A 15,231-nucleotide genomic window follows, 5' to 3' on the forward strand; every position below is an offset into this window, starting at 1 on the left:
CCAACGTACACAAAGTTGAGTCTATTCCACTCAAGGGTGGCGACGGGAGCCCCTGGGGATAGGTTCCGTGGCATGGCCAAGCCGATCGACCTCGAACGACCCGACGCCGCCTTTCTCAGCTTCTGGCGGGAACGGCACCTGTGCACCCTGACGACGCTGCGCCCGGACGGCACCCCGCACGTCGTACCCGTCGGCGTCACCTACGACGCCGAGGAACGGGTGGCCCGCGTCATCACGAACAAGGCCAGCCGGAAGATCGCCCACATCCTCGAGGGGCCGCTCCCGGCGCGGGTCGCGGTCTGCCAGGTCGACGGGCGGCGCTGGTCGACCCTGGAGGGCACGGCGACGGTCCGCACGGAGCCGGAGCGGGTGGCGGACGCCGAGCGCCGCTACACCGAGCGCTACACGCGCGCGCCGCGGCCCAACCCGGACCGGGTGGTCATCGAGATCGCGGTGCGCCGCGGCACGGGGAACGGGGTCCAGGGCGCGTAGGCACCCGGACGCAAAACTGCAGCGGCGCCACCGTGTTCAGGTCCACGGTGGCGCCGCTGCGGGGGGAAGCACCTGCGCGATGTACTGCGACGGGGGATCGCGTCAGGCACTGCGGGGGGTGGCTGTGGTTCTGTGGGGCGCGCTCGAGACCTCGGCCTCGGCGTCGCCGACCAGCTGGTGGTCCCGCTGATCGAGGTTGACGAAGATCATTCCGTACCGGACGACGGTCCTCACCGGCTGCGGGGCGCCGCGGGGCCGACGCAGACACCGGTAGGCCCGGATGTCGTCCTCGTCGTCCCGCACCACGATGATCGGCTCCCCGAAGAGGGTGACCATGAGCGAGTCACCGGGACTCGGGATGGCCGTCACGAGGTCGATCGAGTGCCAGCCGGCCCGGTAGGCGATCGCCATCTCGCGGCGGAGGGATCTGTCGTCGGGTGGGGTGATCATGCGGATGCTCCCGCCGGGGCAACATTCCAGCCAAGGTCCGGGGGTGCGGAGGCAACCGAGACGGTGCCCGCCTCACTGGCGTTCCATCCGAGATCGAGAGTGCTCAACGCACTGGCGGCCAGCCCGGCGGAAAAGGCGGCGATCACCACCGAGCGAAGCATGCGCTTCAACATAGTCGGCTTCGTCCTCACTTGGTAAGTTCCTCTCCCCCGGCTGCAACAAGACGATGTCTCAATTCGGCACGTCAAAGCCACAGGGTCGATGCATCATGTTCCTGCACGTTCAGGACCCTGGGGGGTGGAGATTGCTCGCAATACACACAAAACCGACACATCCGCACCCCTCGACTCCGCTCTGTGACGAAGGGTCGCGCCTCTACGCGGACGCCTTGAGTGAAGGGCGCCTGGAGCGGGCGAAGGCGGACGACGCTCCCTGCCTCCTCGAGGCCGCGCTGCTGCACCCTGATCCGGACGACGCGAACTGGCTGCGGCCGGTTCCCCCTTCCGCGGCCCTCGCACAATGGCTGAATCCACTGGAGCGCGAGATCCAGGAACGGCGCAGGGAGGCCGTCCAACTGGCGGAACTCTTCGAGCCCTTCATGGCCATCACCGCACGCGCCGGGCCGGTCACGCACGCCATCACCGTGCTCGAGGGCGACGCGCGGATCAACGCGGCCATAGAGCGTCTCACCGCGGAGTGCCGTTTCGAAGTACTCACGGTGCAACCCGGGGGCGGACGCAGCGAGAACACGCTCAATGTGGCCCTGAAGCGCGGCGAAACGATCCTCGACCGCGGCGTGGCCATGCGCAGCATTTACCAGCACACCGTGCGCCACAGCCAGGGAACACTCGCCTACGCGGCCCGCATGAGCCGGGAGAAGGTGGAGATACGCACGCTCGAAGAACTCATAGACCGATTGATGATCTTCGATCGCAGTGCGGCCCTCATCCCGGTCGGTGAGAAGCGGCAGGTAGCCCTTGAACTGCGCCATCCCGGCCTGGTCGACTACTTCACCAAGGTGTTCGAGGACCTGTGGAGGCGCGCGACCCCGCTCCTGGAGGAGCCGCCCTACCCGCCGGCCGCCGACGGCATCACGGGAGTTCAGCGCTCCATAGCCAAGCTGCTCATCGAGGGCCACGTGGACGAAGCGATAGCGCGCAGACTGGGCATGAACGTACGCACCTGCCGTGCGCACATAGCGAAGATCGCAGCCTCCCTCGGCAGCGGGAGCCGCGCCCAACTCGGCTACCTCATCGCGAAGTCGGGGATTTTGGATCAGGAATCAGGGCTACCGACCGGAGAGAGCAACAAGTGACAGTCAGGGCACACAAGCATGGGGCAGAAGAATTCTGCGAAGCAGGTTCACAGCTCTACGCCCGTGCGCTGCACTGGGGTCGCGTACGCCGCCACGACGCCAAGGACGCCCCTTGCCTGCTCGAACTCGGCCTGCTGACACCCGACCCCGCCGACACCGAGTGGCTGCAGCCGATCGCTCCCGCGGTGGCCCTGCCCACCCTGCTCAACACCATCGAGGACGAGATCGCGCGGCAGCGTCACCGCGAGGCCCAACTGGCCAGGACCTTCGCCCCGCTCATGAATCTGGACGCCGAGCGCGCGGCCGTGCCGGGCGCCCCGATGCTCACCGTCCTCATGGGCTTCCACCGCATCAACGCGGCGATCAACGACGCGATGCTGTCCTCCTCCCAGGAGCTCCTCACCATCCAGCCCGGCGGCCACCGGCCTCCGGACCAGCTCGCCGAAGTGCTGCCCCGCGAACAGCGACTGCTGTCCCGCGGCTGCCGCATGCGCACCCTGTATCAGGACACCGCGCGCCACTCGGCCGCCGTGCGCGCGCACTTCGAGCAACTGGAGGGCGAGGTGGAGGTCCGCACCCTGGACGAAGTCACCGAACGCCTCGTCGTCCTGGACCGCACCGTTGCCTTCATCCCCGCCAACCCCGACCGGACCGTGGCCCTGGAGATCCGCCATCCGGCGCTGATCACCTATCTGGTGACCACCTTCGAGCGTCTGTGGCGTCTCGCGTCGCCCATGTATCCCGGGACCACCCAGGAGCTCGCTCTCCAGAACGGCTCGTCGAACCGTCAACGCACCATCGCAGCCCTCCTCGTCGAAGGCCACACCGACGCCGTCATCGCCGAGCGCCTCGGCATGAACATCCGCACCGTCCGTCATCACATCGCCAAGCTCGCCACCTCGCTCGGCAGCGAGAGCCGGGCCCAACTCGGCTATCTGATCGGCCAGTCCGGAATCCTGAGCAAGGAGAGTTCCACTGCATGACCGCAGCTCATGACCCGCGCGGACCTTCGGCCGGCTGACCCGGCCGGGACGCGTCGGACAGGCCCGCCTGGGCCAGGCGGACGCCCAGTTGCGTGCGGTTCGCCGCGCCCAGCGTCTCCGCCAGCTTCGCGATGTGCGCGCGACACGTCCGTACGTTCATGCCGAGCCGCTCCGCGACCACCGCGTCCGTGTGCCCTTCGGCCAGCAGGGCCGCGATGGAGCGCTGTCGCGGGCTGATGCCGTCCGCGTCGGCGGCGGGCAGCGGGGTGGAGAGCGGGAGGGCCAGGCGCCACAGTCTTTCGAAGGTGGTGGCGAGGTAGCCGACGAGTTCGGGGTGGCGGATCTCCAGGGCGAGGGTGCGGTCCTTGTTCGCCGGGACGTAGGCCACGGTCCGGTCGAAGACGAAGAGCCGCTCGGGCACCTCCTCCAGGGTGCGGATCTGCACGACGTCCCCCACCAGTTCCAGATAGCGGGCGAGACCCGGGCCGTGCCGGGCCACGTGCGTGTAGAGGGTCCGCATGCGCACCCCCCGCTGCTGGAAGTCGACCGTCCGCAGCGCCCCTTCGCGCAGGCTCACCTCCGTGCGGATGCCGCCCGGCTGGATCGTCAGGACCTGCTCCGAGCAGGTGGCGATCTGTTCGTCCACCACCCGCTGGATCCGGTCGTTGCCCTCGATCAGCCGGTAGAAGCTGTCGGGCGCGGCCCGCACGGCGTCGAGCCCCGCGAACCGCGAGGCTCCTTCGAGGAGTTCGCCCACCCGGCGATGCCCGGCCGCGGCCTCCTCGTGGGCCTCCCGCAGCAGCCCGGCCATGACCTTGTCCGGCGGCACGGGCACGAACCAGTTCAGGTCGCGCACGTCGGGGTGGAGCAGCTCCAGATCCACCAGGCACGGGGCCGCGGCGGCCTCCGTGCGCCGGACCCGGCCCGCCCGCAGCGCCCGCGCGTACACCTGCTCCGCCGCCGCGCACAGTCGATCCGGCCCGTGCGCGTGCGTCTCTTCCCCGCCCCCGCCCATCCGCCGCCCCTCCCGTACCGCACTTCAGGTCCCGACACCATACGCAGGGGGCCCGGCACCCCATCCGGGTGCCGGGCCCACTCGCCGAGAACGGCCTCTGCTACTTCAACCCCGCCTCGGCACAGGCCACCGCGAACTTCGCCGTGCAGATCTCCTTCACCGTGAAGATCCCGTCCTTCACCACGGTCTGCTTGATGTTGCCCCGCGTCAGCGCCACCACGCTCACGCTCGCCGTCCGGATCTGCTTGGTCGTCGGGCTGTCCGTGCGGCCCATCGCCAGCGCCTCGAACTCGATGGTGCGGCCCTGCGCGACCCGGACCGCCATCTCGGCGGCCATCGCGGCCTCCTGGGGGTAGGGCTTGTACACGCTCATGTACTGATCACCCGTCAGGATTCGCTGCACCGCCGCGAGTTCGGCGTCCTGGCCGGTGATCGGGGGCATCTTCGTGACGCCCGCCTCCTTGAACGCGGCGACGATGCCGCCCGCCATGCCGTCGTTCGCCGAGTACACGCCCGCGATGTTGCTCGCGCCGAGCGCGGCGATGGCCTGCTTCATCTCGGTCTTGGCGTTCTCCGGCTTCCAGGCGGCCGTGTCGTAGGACTTGGCGATGGTCACCGCGTCGGCGAGCTCCGCGCGGGCGCTGTCCTTGTAGTCGGCGGCGTTCGGGTCGGTCGGCGAGCCGTTGATCATGACGATCTTGGTGCTCTTGTCGGCCTTCTCGCCGAGCGCCGCGACGAGCTCCTTGCCCTGGGTCTGACCGACGAGGCCGTTGTCGAATCCGACGTACGCGTCGACCGGGCCCTGGGCGAGGCGGTCGTACGCGATGACGTGGATGCCCGCGTCCTTCGCCTTCTGCACGGAAGCCGCGATCTTCTCGGCGTCGACGGCGTCGACGAGCAGCGTGTCGACCTTCTTCTCGATCATCTGCTCCACCTGGCGGTTCTGGAGCTTGTCGTCCTGGTCGGCGTTGGCGTAGATCAATTGACCCTTGCCGTCGGTGAGTTCGGCCACCTGCTTCTTGATGATGGGGTAGTCGAACTTCTCATAACGGGCAGTTTCCTTCTCCGGAAGGAGCAGGCCTATTTTGACATCGTTGCCCTTGCGCACGGCCTCGCTGCTGTCGCTGCCCCCGCCGGGCAGCACACCACCGCAGGCCGAGAGCGAGACCACCAGGACGGATGCGACGCCGACGAGTCCGGCGCATCGCATTCGCGTGTTCATTACGGATACCTCCCTGACGTGGCCGCGACGGTGCGACCGAGGTGGCTCGAAGCCAACTCCGCGGCACAAGACCCGTCAAGAGGTGAAGCAACACCGCAACGAAACCGGATCCATTGGTTTCCGACATGAAGCCGGGTATCCGGACAAGTCGCGGAGCGCGTCCTTCCGCGCAGCGCTGATCGAACGTGCACACGCGGCCTCACCTGTCGTGGACCCGTCAGGAACCGCCGGAGCCCGGGAGGGCCAGGACTCCGGCGACCCGATGCCGCGCATGTCCGCTTCGCGTACACACCCCGAACGCGAGGGCGCGGCTCGACGGCGGTCTAACCCGGTACGCGGTCCATGAACCCGTGCACCGTACGGATCCGCCCGTCGTCGTCGAGCTCGATCACGTCGAACCCGGCGACGGGCGCGGTCCCGTCCGCCTCCGACACCAACTCCCAGCCAAAACGGGCGAGTTGGTGATGTCCGTCGACCGCGCCGAGCGGGCGGAAGACGAACCCCGGGAACTGCTCGTGCGCCGCCGCGATGACGGCGGCGATCCCGTCGTGACCCGCGACGTCCGCGAGCGGGTCGGTGTACGTGCCGTCCTCGGTCCAGGCGGTGGCGACGGCCTTGGCGATCTCCTCGGGGCCCTTGGCGTTCCAGGCCTCGAAGTAGCGGGCGACGGCGGTGTCCTGAGCGGTCATCTTGATCGGCCTCCTGGTGGTCGGGGTGCATCGGCTGCTGGACCCGGAGCCCGAGCGGAGTGCGCCGCCCGGGTTCCGGTGACTTCAGAGTGCCGGGGTACGCCGGGAGGGTCGATTACGTCCCAGGTAATGCAGGCGGCAGGCAATACGGGCGGCAGGCAATACAGGCCATGCCCGGGGCAGGAATTCGTCAACGGCCTTACCTGACCCTCGCGCCCCACGTGCCCCATGCATACAATCGCGCCCAGCATCGGCCCGCTTCACAGAACGTTCACAGGGCCGAATTCATAACCCTTGGGGGGGTTTTGCGCACTACTTCATGGAAGAAAGCTGGGCTGAGAGCCGGTTGCGCCGCCGTGGTTCTGGCGGCGGGGATGGCGCTGGCCGGGCCGGCCGGAGCGGCCGACAACGACCCCGCATCGCACACGGTCACCGAGCCTTCGGCGCCCACGTTCACGCCGCCGTCGGACGCGATGCTCAAGCACAGGGCGTCGGGCTCCAACAAGCTGCGGGCAGCGGTCGACGCCCCCGCGCCGCGCTTCGACATCGACGGGGACGGCCTCGCCGACTCCCTCTACCAGGTCTGGAACAACAAGACCTACATCCGGTACGGGGCGCCCAACACCGACGACGTCGAGTTCACCGTCTACACCTCGCGCGACGAGCAGACGCCCGCCAGGGAACTGCTCACCCCGGGCGACCTCGACGGCGACCCGTCCACCCACGAGGTCCTGAGCCTGTCCGCCTCGGGACGGCTGTCGCTGCATATGACGAACAGCCTGACGGGCACGGGCGACGACGTCTGGTCCGGCTCCGGCTGGCAGATGTTCAACAAGGTCACCGCGCCGGGGGACGTCACCGGTGACGGCAAGGCCGACCTGCTCGCCCGCACCCCGTCGGGCCAGCTCTACCTGTACAAGGGCACCGGCTCCGCGACGTACCCGTTCAAGGACCGCGTCATCGTGGGCAGCGGCTGGGGCCAGTTCGACCAGCTGCTCGGCGTCGGCGACATGAACAGCGACGGGCTCGGTGACATCGTTGCCCGCACGCCCTCCGGCGACCTCTACTTCTACGGCGGCAAGGGCTCCGAGTCCGTCCCGCTGAAGCCGAGGGTCAAGATCGGCTACGGCTGGCAGGGCTACAACCAGCTCGCCGCCGTCGGCGACGACGACGCCGACGGAAACGACGACATCGTGGCGCGTACCACCTCCGGCACGCTCTACCTGTACGAGTCCGACGGCACCGGCAAGTTCAAGCCGCGCCTGGGTGGCGGTACGGGCTGGAACCCCATCACCGCGTTCGCCAACTCCGGTTCCGACCGGTACATCGGCAAGCGCGCGGTCGTCGCCATGGACAAGTACGGCTCGCTCTGGCAGTACAACTCCACCAACAACGGTTGGCTGGGCGCGCGCCAGAAGGTCAGCGATCAGGGCGGCTTCTACGGCGCCAGCCTCTTCTACGCCTCCTCGCTCGACGGCGACGGTTACGGCGACCTGATCGAGAGGTACGAAGGCAAGCTGTACAACTTGCGGACGGGCACCCAGTTCTCCGGCTGGAGCAACTACAACCTCGTCCTCGGCCCCGGCGACCTCAGCGGCGACGGCAACGGTGACCTGCTGGCCCGCTCCAAGGCCGGTGACCTGTGGCTGTTCCGCGGCTACGGCACGGGCACCCAGCTGACCGCCCGCAGCTTCATCGGCGGCGGCTGGAACCAGTACAAGTCGATCCTCGGCGCCGGTGACATCTCCGGTGACGGCCGCGCGGACATCGTGGCGCGCACCACGTCCGGCAACCTGTACCTCTACAAGGGCACCGGCGACCGCAACCACCCGTTCTCGTCCCGGGTCAAGATCGGCTACGGCTGGACGTACTCCCAGCTGGACGCGCCCGGCGACATCGACGGCGACGGCCGCGCGGACCTGCTCGCGGTCAACTCCAAGGGCGAGCTGTTCCGTTACTCGTCCAACGGCACGGGCGGCTTCAAGGCCAAGGCCAAGATCGGCACGGGCTGGAACGCGTACAGCCACGTGTACTAGGCACCACTGAACGACCGCGTGTGCCCGGCCGGGAGATCCTGGCCGGGCATACGCGTTTTCCGGCTTGTGGTCAGAAGCCGAGGCTCCCAGGCCCAGGTCACTCGCGAACCGCCCGCAGGGCCTCGGCCAGGACAGCGCTCAGATCCCTCAGCGCCTCGCGCGCAGTGGCCGGGTCCTCGTCCTCCAAGTGCTCCTTCGCGTAGGCGCAACGGGCGGACAGGTCGGGCCGACGGGCGATCTCGATGTCCCTGGCTCACGTCAGCACCCAGCTCTGCACCGGACTCAGCGACTGCCATTCCACGGCCTTGGCGAACGCCTCGTCCTTCTGCTCCTGCATTTCGGCAAGCCGGGCCGGCGCGACGGCGGCGAGCGCCGCGCGCAGGGCATCCGGAGTCTTCTCGGGACGCGGGAACAGCTCGTGTCCGCCGGTCGTTCGGAGCTCCTTCAGGAAGAACGGACGTCAGCGGTCTCGATGCGGCAACCGGGGCAGCAGCCCGGTTCCGTCCCGCGATAGGCGTGGTCACACACGTCGCAGTTCTGGAGGGGGTGAGCCACCGGCAAAGACGCCGAGGGCAACCTGAACGCGGGTGTTGTAGGTGGCAGTTGAGCCGTCAGGCGGTGCGCGATGAGGGCCGCGGGGCTGCGGAGCGGTTCGTCCTCCGGCAGGTCCCGGGTGAGGGCGTGGCGTACGGCGGAGGGGATGAGCCCTCGTTCCAGCCAGGCGATGACGCCGGGGGCGAGGCGTTCGGTGTCACGGGCGGAGAGGGCGAGGCGGGAGTCGGTGCGGTGCAGGGCGGCGAGGACGTCGGTGGCCGCCTTGACGATGCCGGGGCCGGGAGCGTGTTCCGGGTGGGGGACGGTGAGGGGCCGGGACGCCTTCTTCCGCTCCGGCGTCGGCCGCTCCGCGCGGGCCGGGACGGCCGCCCCCGGCTGATTGCAGGAGACCGTGCGGGTGCGGACGCGCCCGTCGGGGGTGCGGTGCCGCTCACGCCGCAGGTAGCCGTGGGTTTCGAGTTCGCGCAGGGCGGCGGCGATACGGGTCGTGCCCTCCGGGAAACGGGCGGCGAGCGTGCGGATGTCGGCGCGGGCGCCGGGCGGCAGCGACTGGATGTACACGGCGAGGCCGATGGCGAGGCCGGACAGTTCGCGGTGCTGGGCGAGGTGGTTGCCGACGACCGTGTACCGGGTGTGGTGGCGCACGTTCTCGTGAACGATGCCGCCAACGCCGGATTCGGGGCGCGTGGGCGCGCTAGGGTGCTGAGTATCCATCGGGAAGCCTCTTCTTCCTCGGCGGTCAGGCCCTCGCGTTGGGATGCCAGTCCCTGCGGGGGCCGTCGCATGTTCGGGGTTGTTGTACGCAGCGTGAGCGTAGAGGGCTCAACCGGCATATGCACAAGCCGAGTTGGCGACCTTCACCCGTCCGAGTGGCGGCGGGAGGAGGGGTGGGGCTTGGCCCGGGTTCTTTCCCTCTAGGTCGTTTCTTTGGTGTTGCCGTCCAGGTCACCGGCGTACGGATATCCGCACCCCGGTAGGTCGAACTCGGCCCACACCGTCTTGCGCGGAGCGGGCCCCGCCGTGACGCCCCAGCGGTTCGCGAGTGCCTGTACGAGGAGCAGGCCGCGCCCCGACTCCCCTTCCCCCGCGCCGAGTTGAGGCAGCCGGTCGCCCCGGGCGTCGGCGACCTCGATCCGCAGGGCGCCTCCGGTCACGTACACGCTGAGCCGGAAGTCACGGCCGGGCAGGCGCGCGTGTGTGACCGCGTTCGCGGCGAGTTCCGCGACGACGTGGGCTGCCGCGTCCTGTACGTGGACGAGTCCCCAGGCGCGGAGTTGCTCGAGGGAGAGCAGGCGGGCGAGGCGGGCGCCGCGGGGTGTGGAGGACAGCTGGACGTGGAAGTGGCGGGCGGTGCGCGGGAGTTCGGCGGTGTCCTGGTTCACGTCACCCAGCGTGTCCGGTTCCTGGGACACCCACCCGCGACACGAGCGTCACGTACGGCGACTGTCCAGGTTCTGTCCAGGCCTGTACACGCTGTCCAGAGGGCCGGCGGCGGAGTCGGTGCCCAGGCCCGCGAGCAGGCGCAGCCCGTCCTCGGTGGGGCTGCCGGGGGCGGCGGAGAGGACGATCAGCTCCCTGCCCGACTCGTCCGGGAGCGCGAAGTTCTCCTGGTGCAGTTCGAGGAGTCCGACCAGCGGGTGCTGGTACGCCTTGCGTCCGTAGGTGCGGGCGCGCACGTCCGCGCGGGCCCACAGGCGGCGGAAACGCTCGCTGCCCATGGACAGTTCGCCGATGAGCGCGGCCAGCTTCCGGTCGTCGGGGTACTTCCCGGCGGCCAGGCGCAGGTGCCCGACGACGTCGAGGGTGCAGGTCTCCCAGTCCGCGTAGAGGCCGCGCTCGGCCTCCTCCAGGAAGATGTGCCGGGCGGTGTTCAGACCCGGCAGCGGCCGGCCGAAGAGGAGCCCGGCGAGACGGTTCCCGGCGATCACGTCCAGGCGGTGGTCCATGATCAGCGCGGGTGCGTCGGGAACCAGGTCCAGGACGCGCAGCAGCTCGGGGCGGACCCGCCCGCCCGGCGTCTTCGCGCGGCGGCGGCGCTGCCGCGCGAGCCGGTAGAGGTGTTCGCGCTCCGTCCCGTCGAGGCCGAGGACGCGGGCGAGCGCGTCGAGGACCTGCTCGGACGGCTGGGTCGCGCGCCCCTGCTCCAGGCGTACGTAGTAGTCGACGCTGACCCCCGACAGGTGGGCGACCTCTTCGCGGCGCAGCCCTGCGACCCGGCGCCGGCTGTCGGTGGGTATGCCGACGGCCGCCGGATCGACCCGCGAACGCCGGGTCCGCAAGAAGCTCGCGAGATCGAGATCGAGATCGTCCATGCGTTCCAGTATGTCCGCGCAGCGCCACCCTCACGCGTCCGCGAGGGTGGCCCTGCCGATACCAGGAAGTCCCGTCCGACGGAAGGTCCGCCCCTGAACAGCGGGCGCCGCGAGGCCCAGGATCGAGAGCGTCGGAACTGATCCGAACCGATCCGAAGACAGAGGGAACTCCCATGAAGACGCTCATCGTCCACGCCCACCCGGAACCGAAGTCGCTCAACAGCTCGCTGAAGGACCTCGCGGTGTCCACCCTGGAAAAGGCGGGGCACGAGGTCCGGGTCAGCGACCTGTACGCGATGAAGTGGAAGGCGGTCGTGGACGCCGACGACTACGGTCCGCACGCCTCGCAGCCGCTGAAGGTGGCCCTTGATTCCGGCCGGGCCTTCGAGTCCGGGGCGCTCACCGCGGACGTCCGCGCCGAGCAGGAGAAGCTGCTGTGGGCCGACACGATCATCTTCCAGTTCCCGCTGTGGTGGTACTCGATGCCCGCGATCCTCAAGGGCTGGGTGGACCGGGTGTTCACGTACCGCTTCGCGTACGGCGTCGGCGAGCACAGCGAAACCAAGTACGGCGAGCGCTTCGGCGAAGGCACCCTCGCGGGCCGCAGGGCCCTGCTGTCGGTGACCGTGGGCGGCCCCGAGCCGCACTACGCCGCCCGCGGCATCAACGGCCCCATCGACGACCTGCTGTTCCCGATCCAGCACGGCACGCTCTACTACCCGGGCATCGAGGTGCTGCCCCCGTTCGTCCTGTACGGCGCCGACCGCATGGCCGACGAGGACTACGCGGACGTCGCCAAGGCCTGGGAGCAGCGCCTGCTCACCCTGGAGTCGACCGACCCGATCCCGTTCCGGCGGCAGAACTTCGGTGACTACGAACTCCCCTCGCTGCACCTGAAGGAGGGGCTGGAGCCGGCGGGCCGCACCGGTTTCGGGCTGCACGTGCGCGGCTGACCGGAATCTGTCCACGGCTGTACAGAGTCGTACAGGCCTGTCCAACTGGGCATATGGGTACGGCCGTTGCTGGAGGTGTGGGCTGATGACAGAGACGACGGACACGACCGACGGTGACGGCTGGGAGATCGAACCGGGCGACGAGGAAGGCGCCGCCGTCATGGCGCTGATCGGGCGCCAGTTGAGGGCCTGGCGGGAAGCGGCCGGACTCAGGGCCTCCGAACTCGCCGCCGCGATGGGGTACGGGGAGGGCATCGTCTACAAGGTCGAGAGCGGGACGCGGATTCCTCGGCCGGAGTTCCTGGACAAGGCGGATGAGGTGTTGCGGGCGGGGGGTCGGCTCGGCGGGATGAAGGAGGATGCCGCGACGTTGCGGTATCCGAAGAAGGTGCGGGACATCGCCGAAGTCGAGGCGAGGGCCGTGGAGTTGACGGCGTACTCGGATCACTATCTGCATGGCTTGCTGCAGACAGGCGAATACGCGCAGGCGCTCCTCTCCCTGCGGCGCCCGGCTCTCTCCCGTGAGCGGATCGAACGAGGGGTAGCCGCACGCGTGGCACGACAGTCGATCTTCGAACGTGACCCCGCGCCGAACCTCAGCTTCATCCAAGAAGAGGTGACTCTGCAACGACCGATCGGAGGGAAGATGGTCCTGCGGCGCCAGCTCGAACACCTCCTGGAACTAAGCCAGTTGCAGCACGTGGAGGTCCAGGTGATGCCGACGGACCGCGAGGACCACGCCGGGATGAGTGGAGAGATGGAAGTGCTGAAGTTCCAGGACGGGGCGGCGCTCGGGCGCGGCGTGCGGCTCTTCAGCGGTCGCCCGGTCTCCGACCCGAAGCAACTCCGCATCATCGAACTGCGGTGTGGGATCATCCGTGCTCAGGCTCTCTCGCCAAGAGAGTCACTGGCCTTCATCGAGCAAGTGCTGGGAGAAACATGAACGCATCCGAACTGGTCTGGTTCAAGAGCAGCTACAGCAGCGGCAGCGATGAGCCCGATTGCCTCGAGATGGCCCACACCCCCGGCACCGTCCACATCCGCGACTCAAAGAACGCCCAGGGTCCCCGCCTCCGGGTGAGCGGGGCGACCTGGACGGGGTTCCTCGGGGGTCAGCCCTGGAACTCGGTCAAGTCGATCGCGTAGAGCCGCAGGCCCTCGTCCTCGCCGGTCGGCGCCATGCCGAGCTTGTGCAGGACCTTCGCCGACGACGTGTCGTCCAGGGTCGTGGCCGCGACCACCCGGTCGATCCCCCGGTCCTGGAGGGCGAACTCCAGCGTGGCCTGCGCCGCCTCCGAGGCGTAGCCCTGGCCCCAGAAGACGCGGCCGAGCCGCCACTGGATGCCGATGTGGCCCGCCAGCTTCGCCGGGGCGTCCGGCACGTACAGGCCGACGGCCCCGGCCAGTTCGCCCGAGCCCAGGAGCTCGACGGCGAAAACGCCGAAGCCCTCGTCGTCCCACTCCTCCTCCCAGCGCTCGATGTCCTCGGCGGTCTCGTCGAGGGAGCGCGGGGCGCCGTCGCCGATGCGGTGCATCACGGCCGGGTCGGACTGGATCTCCGACAGGGCCGCGAGGTCGTCGTCGGGCAGCCAGCGGCGCAGCAGGAGGCGGGGGGTGCGGATCTCGGTCATGGTCACATCCTGCGGCATGGGCGGGAACGGGCGGGGGAAGGGGTCGCCGCAGGTCGGCCGCGCCCCGGTGCACAGCGGATGCGCAGCTGTACGGTGGCGCGCCAATCACCGTTCATTTCAAGCCAGTTGAGGCATATGCGGCCCGCACGGTCTAGGATCACTCCGCCTCCCCCACGTCGGCATCCCCCCACTCGTCAGTCACCACGAGAAAGGGAACGCCCGCCGTGCCTCACCAAGTAAGACCCACGGTCCGACCCGCCCGGCTCGGGCTCGCCATCGCCACCGTCACCGCCACCTCCGCCCTGGTCCTGGGCCTGACCGGCACGGCCGCCACGGCCGCGCCCACGAGCGGCACCGCTGCCGCCGCGTACGACGAGGCCGGCCTCGGTGACGGACCCTCGTTCATCATGGCCACCGGCGGCCGTGACGCGGTCACGCTCTCCTGGAGCTGGATGTCCGAAGCCGCGCACTACGAGGTCTACCGCGCCTCCGAGGAGACCGGCGAGACGGGCGACTTCTCCCTGCTCGCGACGGTGGACCAGGCGGTCTCGCCCGAGTACGCGGACACCGACGCCTGGGAGGACGTGCCGTACGCGTACAAGGTGCGGGCCGTGGACGCGTACGGCAACACGTCGGACTTCTCCGAGACCGTGCACGCGACCCGCGACACCACGGCCCCGCTCTCCCCGACGGACCTGACCGTCGCGAAGCAGGACGTGCGGGGGGTCACCCTGACCTGGCGCAGCGGCGGGACGGACGCCGTGAAGTACAACGTCTACCGGTCGACCAGCGTCAACGGCACGGCGAAGAAGCTGGGTTGGACGTCCACGCTGACCTACCGCGACACCACCGGCGAGCCGGGGCAGACGTACGTCTACTTCGTGCGCGGCCTGGACGCGGCGGGCAACGAGTCGGCGTCCAGCCCCTACGTCACCGCCACCAAGTCGATCGGGTCGAGCAGCGCTCCGCAGGCGCCCACCTTCAACAGCGCGCTCATCGTCGGCAACAAGCTGAGCCTGGCCTGGCAGAGCAACGGGTACGTGCCCGTCCAGCAGTTCCACGTGTACCGGTCCCGCACCACCCCCGTGGACACGACGAACCCGGCGAACCTGGTCACCTCCACGGACCAGACCTCGTACACGCAGACCGTGGCGGACAGCGACAAGGACTACTACTACGCGGTGGTCGCGGAGTCCGCGTACGGGGTCAGGTCGGCCGCGTCGGCCTCCCAGCTGCCCGAGGTGCGCGCCCCGCAGCCGCCGCCGTCCACCACGATCTACGACGCCGCGGCCGGTGACGGCCAGGCCGTGCTGAGCTGGTACGACCCGCCCTTCAGCACGGACCAGCCGCCGTTCGCCGGGTACCGCCTGTACCGGTCCACGTCCCCGGGGGTCACTCCCGCGACGGCCGACAAGGTCATCCCGACGACGGACTCTTCCTACCCCGACTACGACGTGACCAACGGGACGACGTACTACTACGTCGTCACCGTGGTCGACACCGACGGCAACGAGTCGGCCCCGTCACCGGAGGTGTCGGTGACGCCCGTCGCACCGTAAGCACGTGAAGGGGCCCTGG

Annotated in this window: 16 protein-coding genes; 8 read left to right on the plus strand and 8 right to left on the minus strand. The window is 69.4% G+C overall.

The features are described 5' to 3' along the window. Positions 1-72 precede the first annotated feature (72 nt). Complete coding sequence (locus tag ACIBUY_RS13845; protein ID WP_365564904.1) at positions 73-492, plus strand: TIGR03618 family F420-dependent PPOX class oxidoreductase; 420 nt, start codon at positions 73-75, stop codon at positions 490-492. 102 nt (positions 493-594) lie between these two features. Here ACIBUY_RS13845 and ACIBUY_RS13850 read toward each other — a convergent pair whose 3' ends face one another. Continuing rightward, positions 595-942 carry a hypothetical protein gene (locus ACIBUY_RS13850; RefSeq protein WP_365564906.1) on the minus strand — a complete coding sequence of 116 codons (348 nt, stop codon included), beginning with the start codon at positions 940-942 and terminating at the stop codon, positions 595-597. 268 nt (positions 943-1,210) lie between these two features. Here ACIBUY_RS13850 and ACIBUY_RS13855 point away from each other — a divergent pair, with 268 nt between their 5' ends. Continuing rightward, positions 1,211-2,257: a helix-turn-helix transcriptional regulator gene (locus ACIBUY_RS13855; RefSeq protein ID WP_365564908.1), complete on the plus strand. Its 1,047-nt coding sequence runs from the start codon at positions 1,211-1,213 to the stop codon at positions 2,255-2,257. Beyond that, entirely contained in the window at positions 2,254-3,240 is a 987-nt protein-coding gene (locus ACIBUY_RS13860; RefSeq protein WP_365564911.1) for a helix-turn-helix transcriptional regulator, read from the plus strand. Before ACIBUY_RS13855 ends, ACIBUY_RS13860 begins: the two co-directional genes overlap by 4 nt. 7 nt (positions 3,241-3,247) lie before the next feature. On the opposite strand, the gene ACIBUY_RS13865 is transcribed toward ACIBUY_RS13860, so the two are convergent. The 3 genes from ACIBUY_RS13865 to ACIBUY_RS13875 form a co-directional block, all read right to left on the minus strand. Next, on the minus strand, positions 3,248-4,255 hold the full coding sequence (locus ACIBUY_RS13865; protein ID WP_365564914.1) for a helix-turn-helix transcriptional regulator: 1,008 nt from the start codon (positions 4,253-4,255) through the stop codon (positions 3,248-3,250). Positions 4,256-4,355: 100 nt separating this feature from the next. Then, positions 4,356-5,477, minus strand: a complete 1,122-nt coding sequence (locus tag ACIBUY_RS13870; RefSeq protein WP_399152654.1) for a sugar ABC transporter substrate-binding protein — start codon at positions 5,475-5,477, stop codon at positions 4,356-4,358. Positions 5,478-5,800: 323 nt separating this feature from the next. Next, positions 5,801-6,166 (minus strand): nuclear transport factor 2 family protein, encoded by a 366-nt coding sequence (locus ACIBUY_RS13875; RefSeq protein WP_399152655.1) that lies wholly within the window; start codon positions 6,164-6,166, stop codon positions 5,801-5,803. 356 nt (positions 6,167-6,522) lie between these two features. Between ACIBUY_RS13875 and ACIBUY_RS13880 the strand changes: the two genes are divergently transcribed. After that, positions 6,523-8,202 carry an FG-GAP repeat domain-containing protein gene (locus ACIBUY_RS13880; protein WP_399152656.1) on the plus strand — a complete coding sequence of 560 codons (1,680 nt, stop codon included), beginning with the start codon at positions 6,523-6,525 and terminating at the stop codon, positions 8,200-8,202. Between the two features lie 444 nt (positions 8,203-8,646). On the opposite strand, the gene ACIBUY_RS13885 is transcribed toward ACIBUY_RS13880, so the two are convergent. The 3 genes from ACIBUY_RS13885 to ACIBUY_RS13895 form a co-directional block, all read right to left on the minus strand. Next, a complete protein-coding gene (locus tag ACIBUY_RS13885; RefSeq protein ID WP_399152657.1) occupies positions 8,647-9,471 on the minus strand; it encodes a helix-turn-helix domain-containing protein in 825 nt (274 codons plus the stop codon). A 200-nt stretch (positions 9,472-9,671) separates the two neighbouring features. Beyond that, entirely contained in the window at positions 9,672-10,139 is a 468-nt protein-coding gene (locus tag ACIBUY_RS13890) for an ATP-binding protein (protein ID WP_399152658.1), read from the minus strand. A 48-nt stretch (positions 10,140-10,187) separates the two neighbouring features. Next, complete coding sequence (locus ACIBUY_RS13895) at positions 10,188-11,069, minus strand: helix-turn-helix transcriptional regulator (RefSeq protein WP_399152659.1); 882 nt, start codon at positions 11,067-11,069, stop codon at positions 10,188-10,190. 173 nt (positions 11,070-11,242) lie between these two features. Between ACIBUY_RS13895 and ACIBUY_RS13900 the strand changes: the two genes are divergently transcribed. The 3 genes from ACIBUY_RS13900 to ACIBUY_RS13910 all read left to right on the plus strand — a co-directional run bounded on the left by ACIBUY_RS13900 (position 11,243) and on the right by ACIBUY_RS13910 (position 13,168). Continuing rightward, entirely contained in the window at positions 11,243-12,022 is a 780-nt protein-coding gene (locus ACIBUY_RS13900) for an NAD(P)H-dependent oxidoreductase (protein ID WP_399152660.1), read from the plus strand. An 85-nt stretch (positions 12,023-12,107) separates the two neighbouring features. After that, a complete protein-coding gene (locus ACIBUY_RS13905; protein WP_365564934.1) occupies positions 12,108-12,965 on the plus strand; it encodes a helix-turn-helix transcriptional regulator in 858 nt (285 codons plus the stop codon). Beyond that, positions 12,962-13,168: a DUF397 domain-containing protein gene (locus ACIBUY_RS13910; protein WP_365564937.1), complete on the plus strand. Its 207-nt coding sequence runs from the start codon at positions 12,962-12,964 to the stop codon at positions 13,166-13,168. The genes ACIBUY_RS13905 and ACIBUY_RS13910 overlap by 4 nt, the downstream gene beginning before the upstream one ends. Here the strand turns inward: ACIBUY_RS13910 and ACIBUY_RS13915 are convergent. Continuing rightward, positions 13,135-13,653 carry a GNAT family N-acetyltransferase gene (locus tag ACIBUY_RS13915; RefSeq protein WP_365564938.1) on the minus strand — a complete coding sequence of 173 codons (519 nt, stop codon included), beginning with the start codon at positions 13,651-13,653 and terminating at the stop codon, positions 13,135-13,137. The genes ACIBUY_RS13910 and ACIBUY_RS13915 overlap by 34 nt on opposite strands. Positions 13,654-13,877: 224 nt before the next feature. Between ACIBUY_RS13915 and ACIBUY_RS13920 the strand changes: the two genes are divergently transcribed. Further along, on the plus strand, positions 13,878-15,212 hold the full coding sequence (locus ACIBUY_RS13920; RefSeq protein ID WP_399152661.1) for a fibronectin type III domain-containing protein: 1,335 nt from the start codon (positions 13,878-13,880) through the stop codon (positions 15,210-15,212). The last annotated feature ends 19 nt before the right edge of the window (positions 15,213-15,231 follow it).

Source organism: Streptomyces sp. NPDC050085 (genome assembly GCF_044460595.1).
GTDB lineage: Bacteria > Actinomycetota > Actinomycetes > Streptomycetales > Streptomycetaceae > Streptomyces.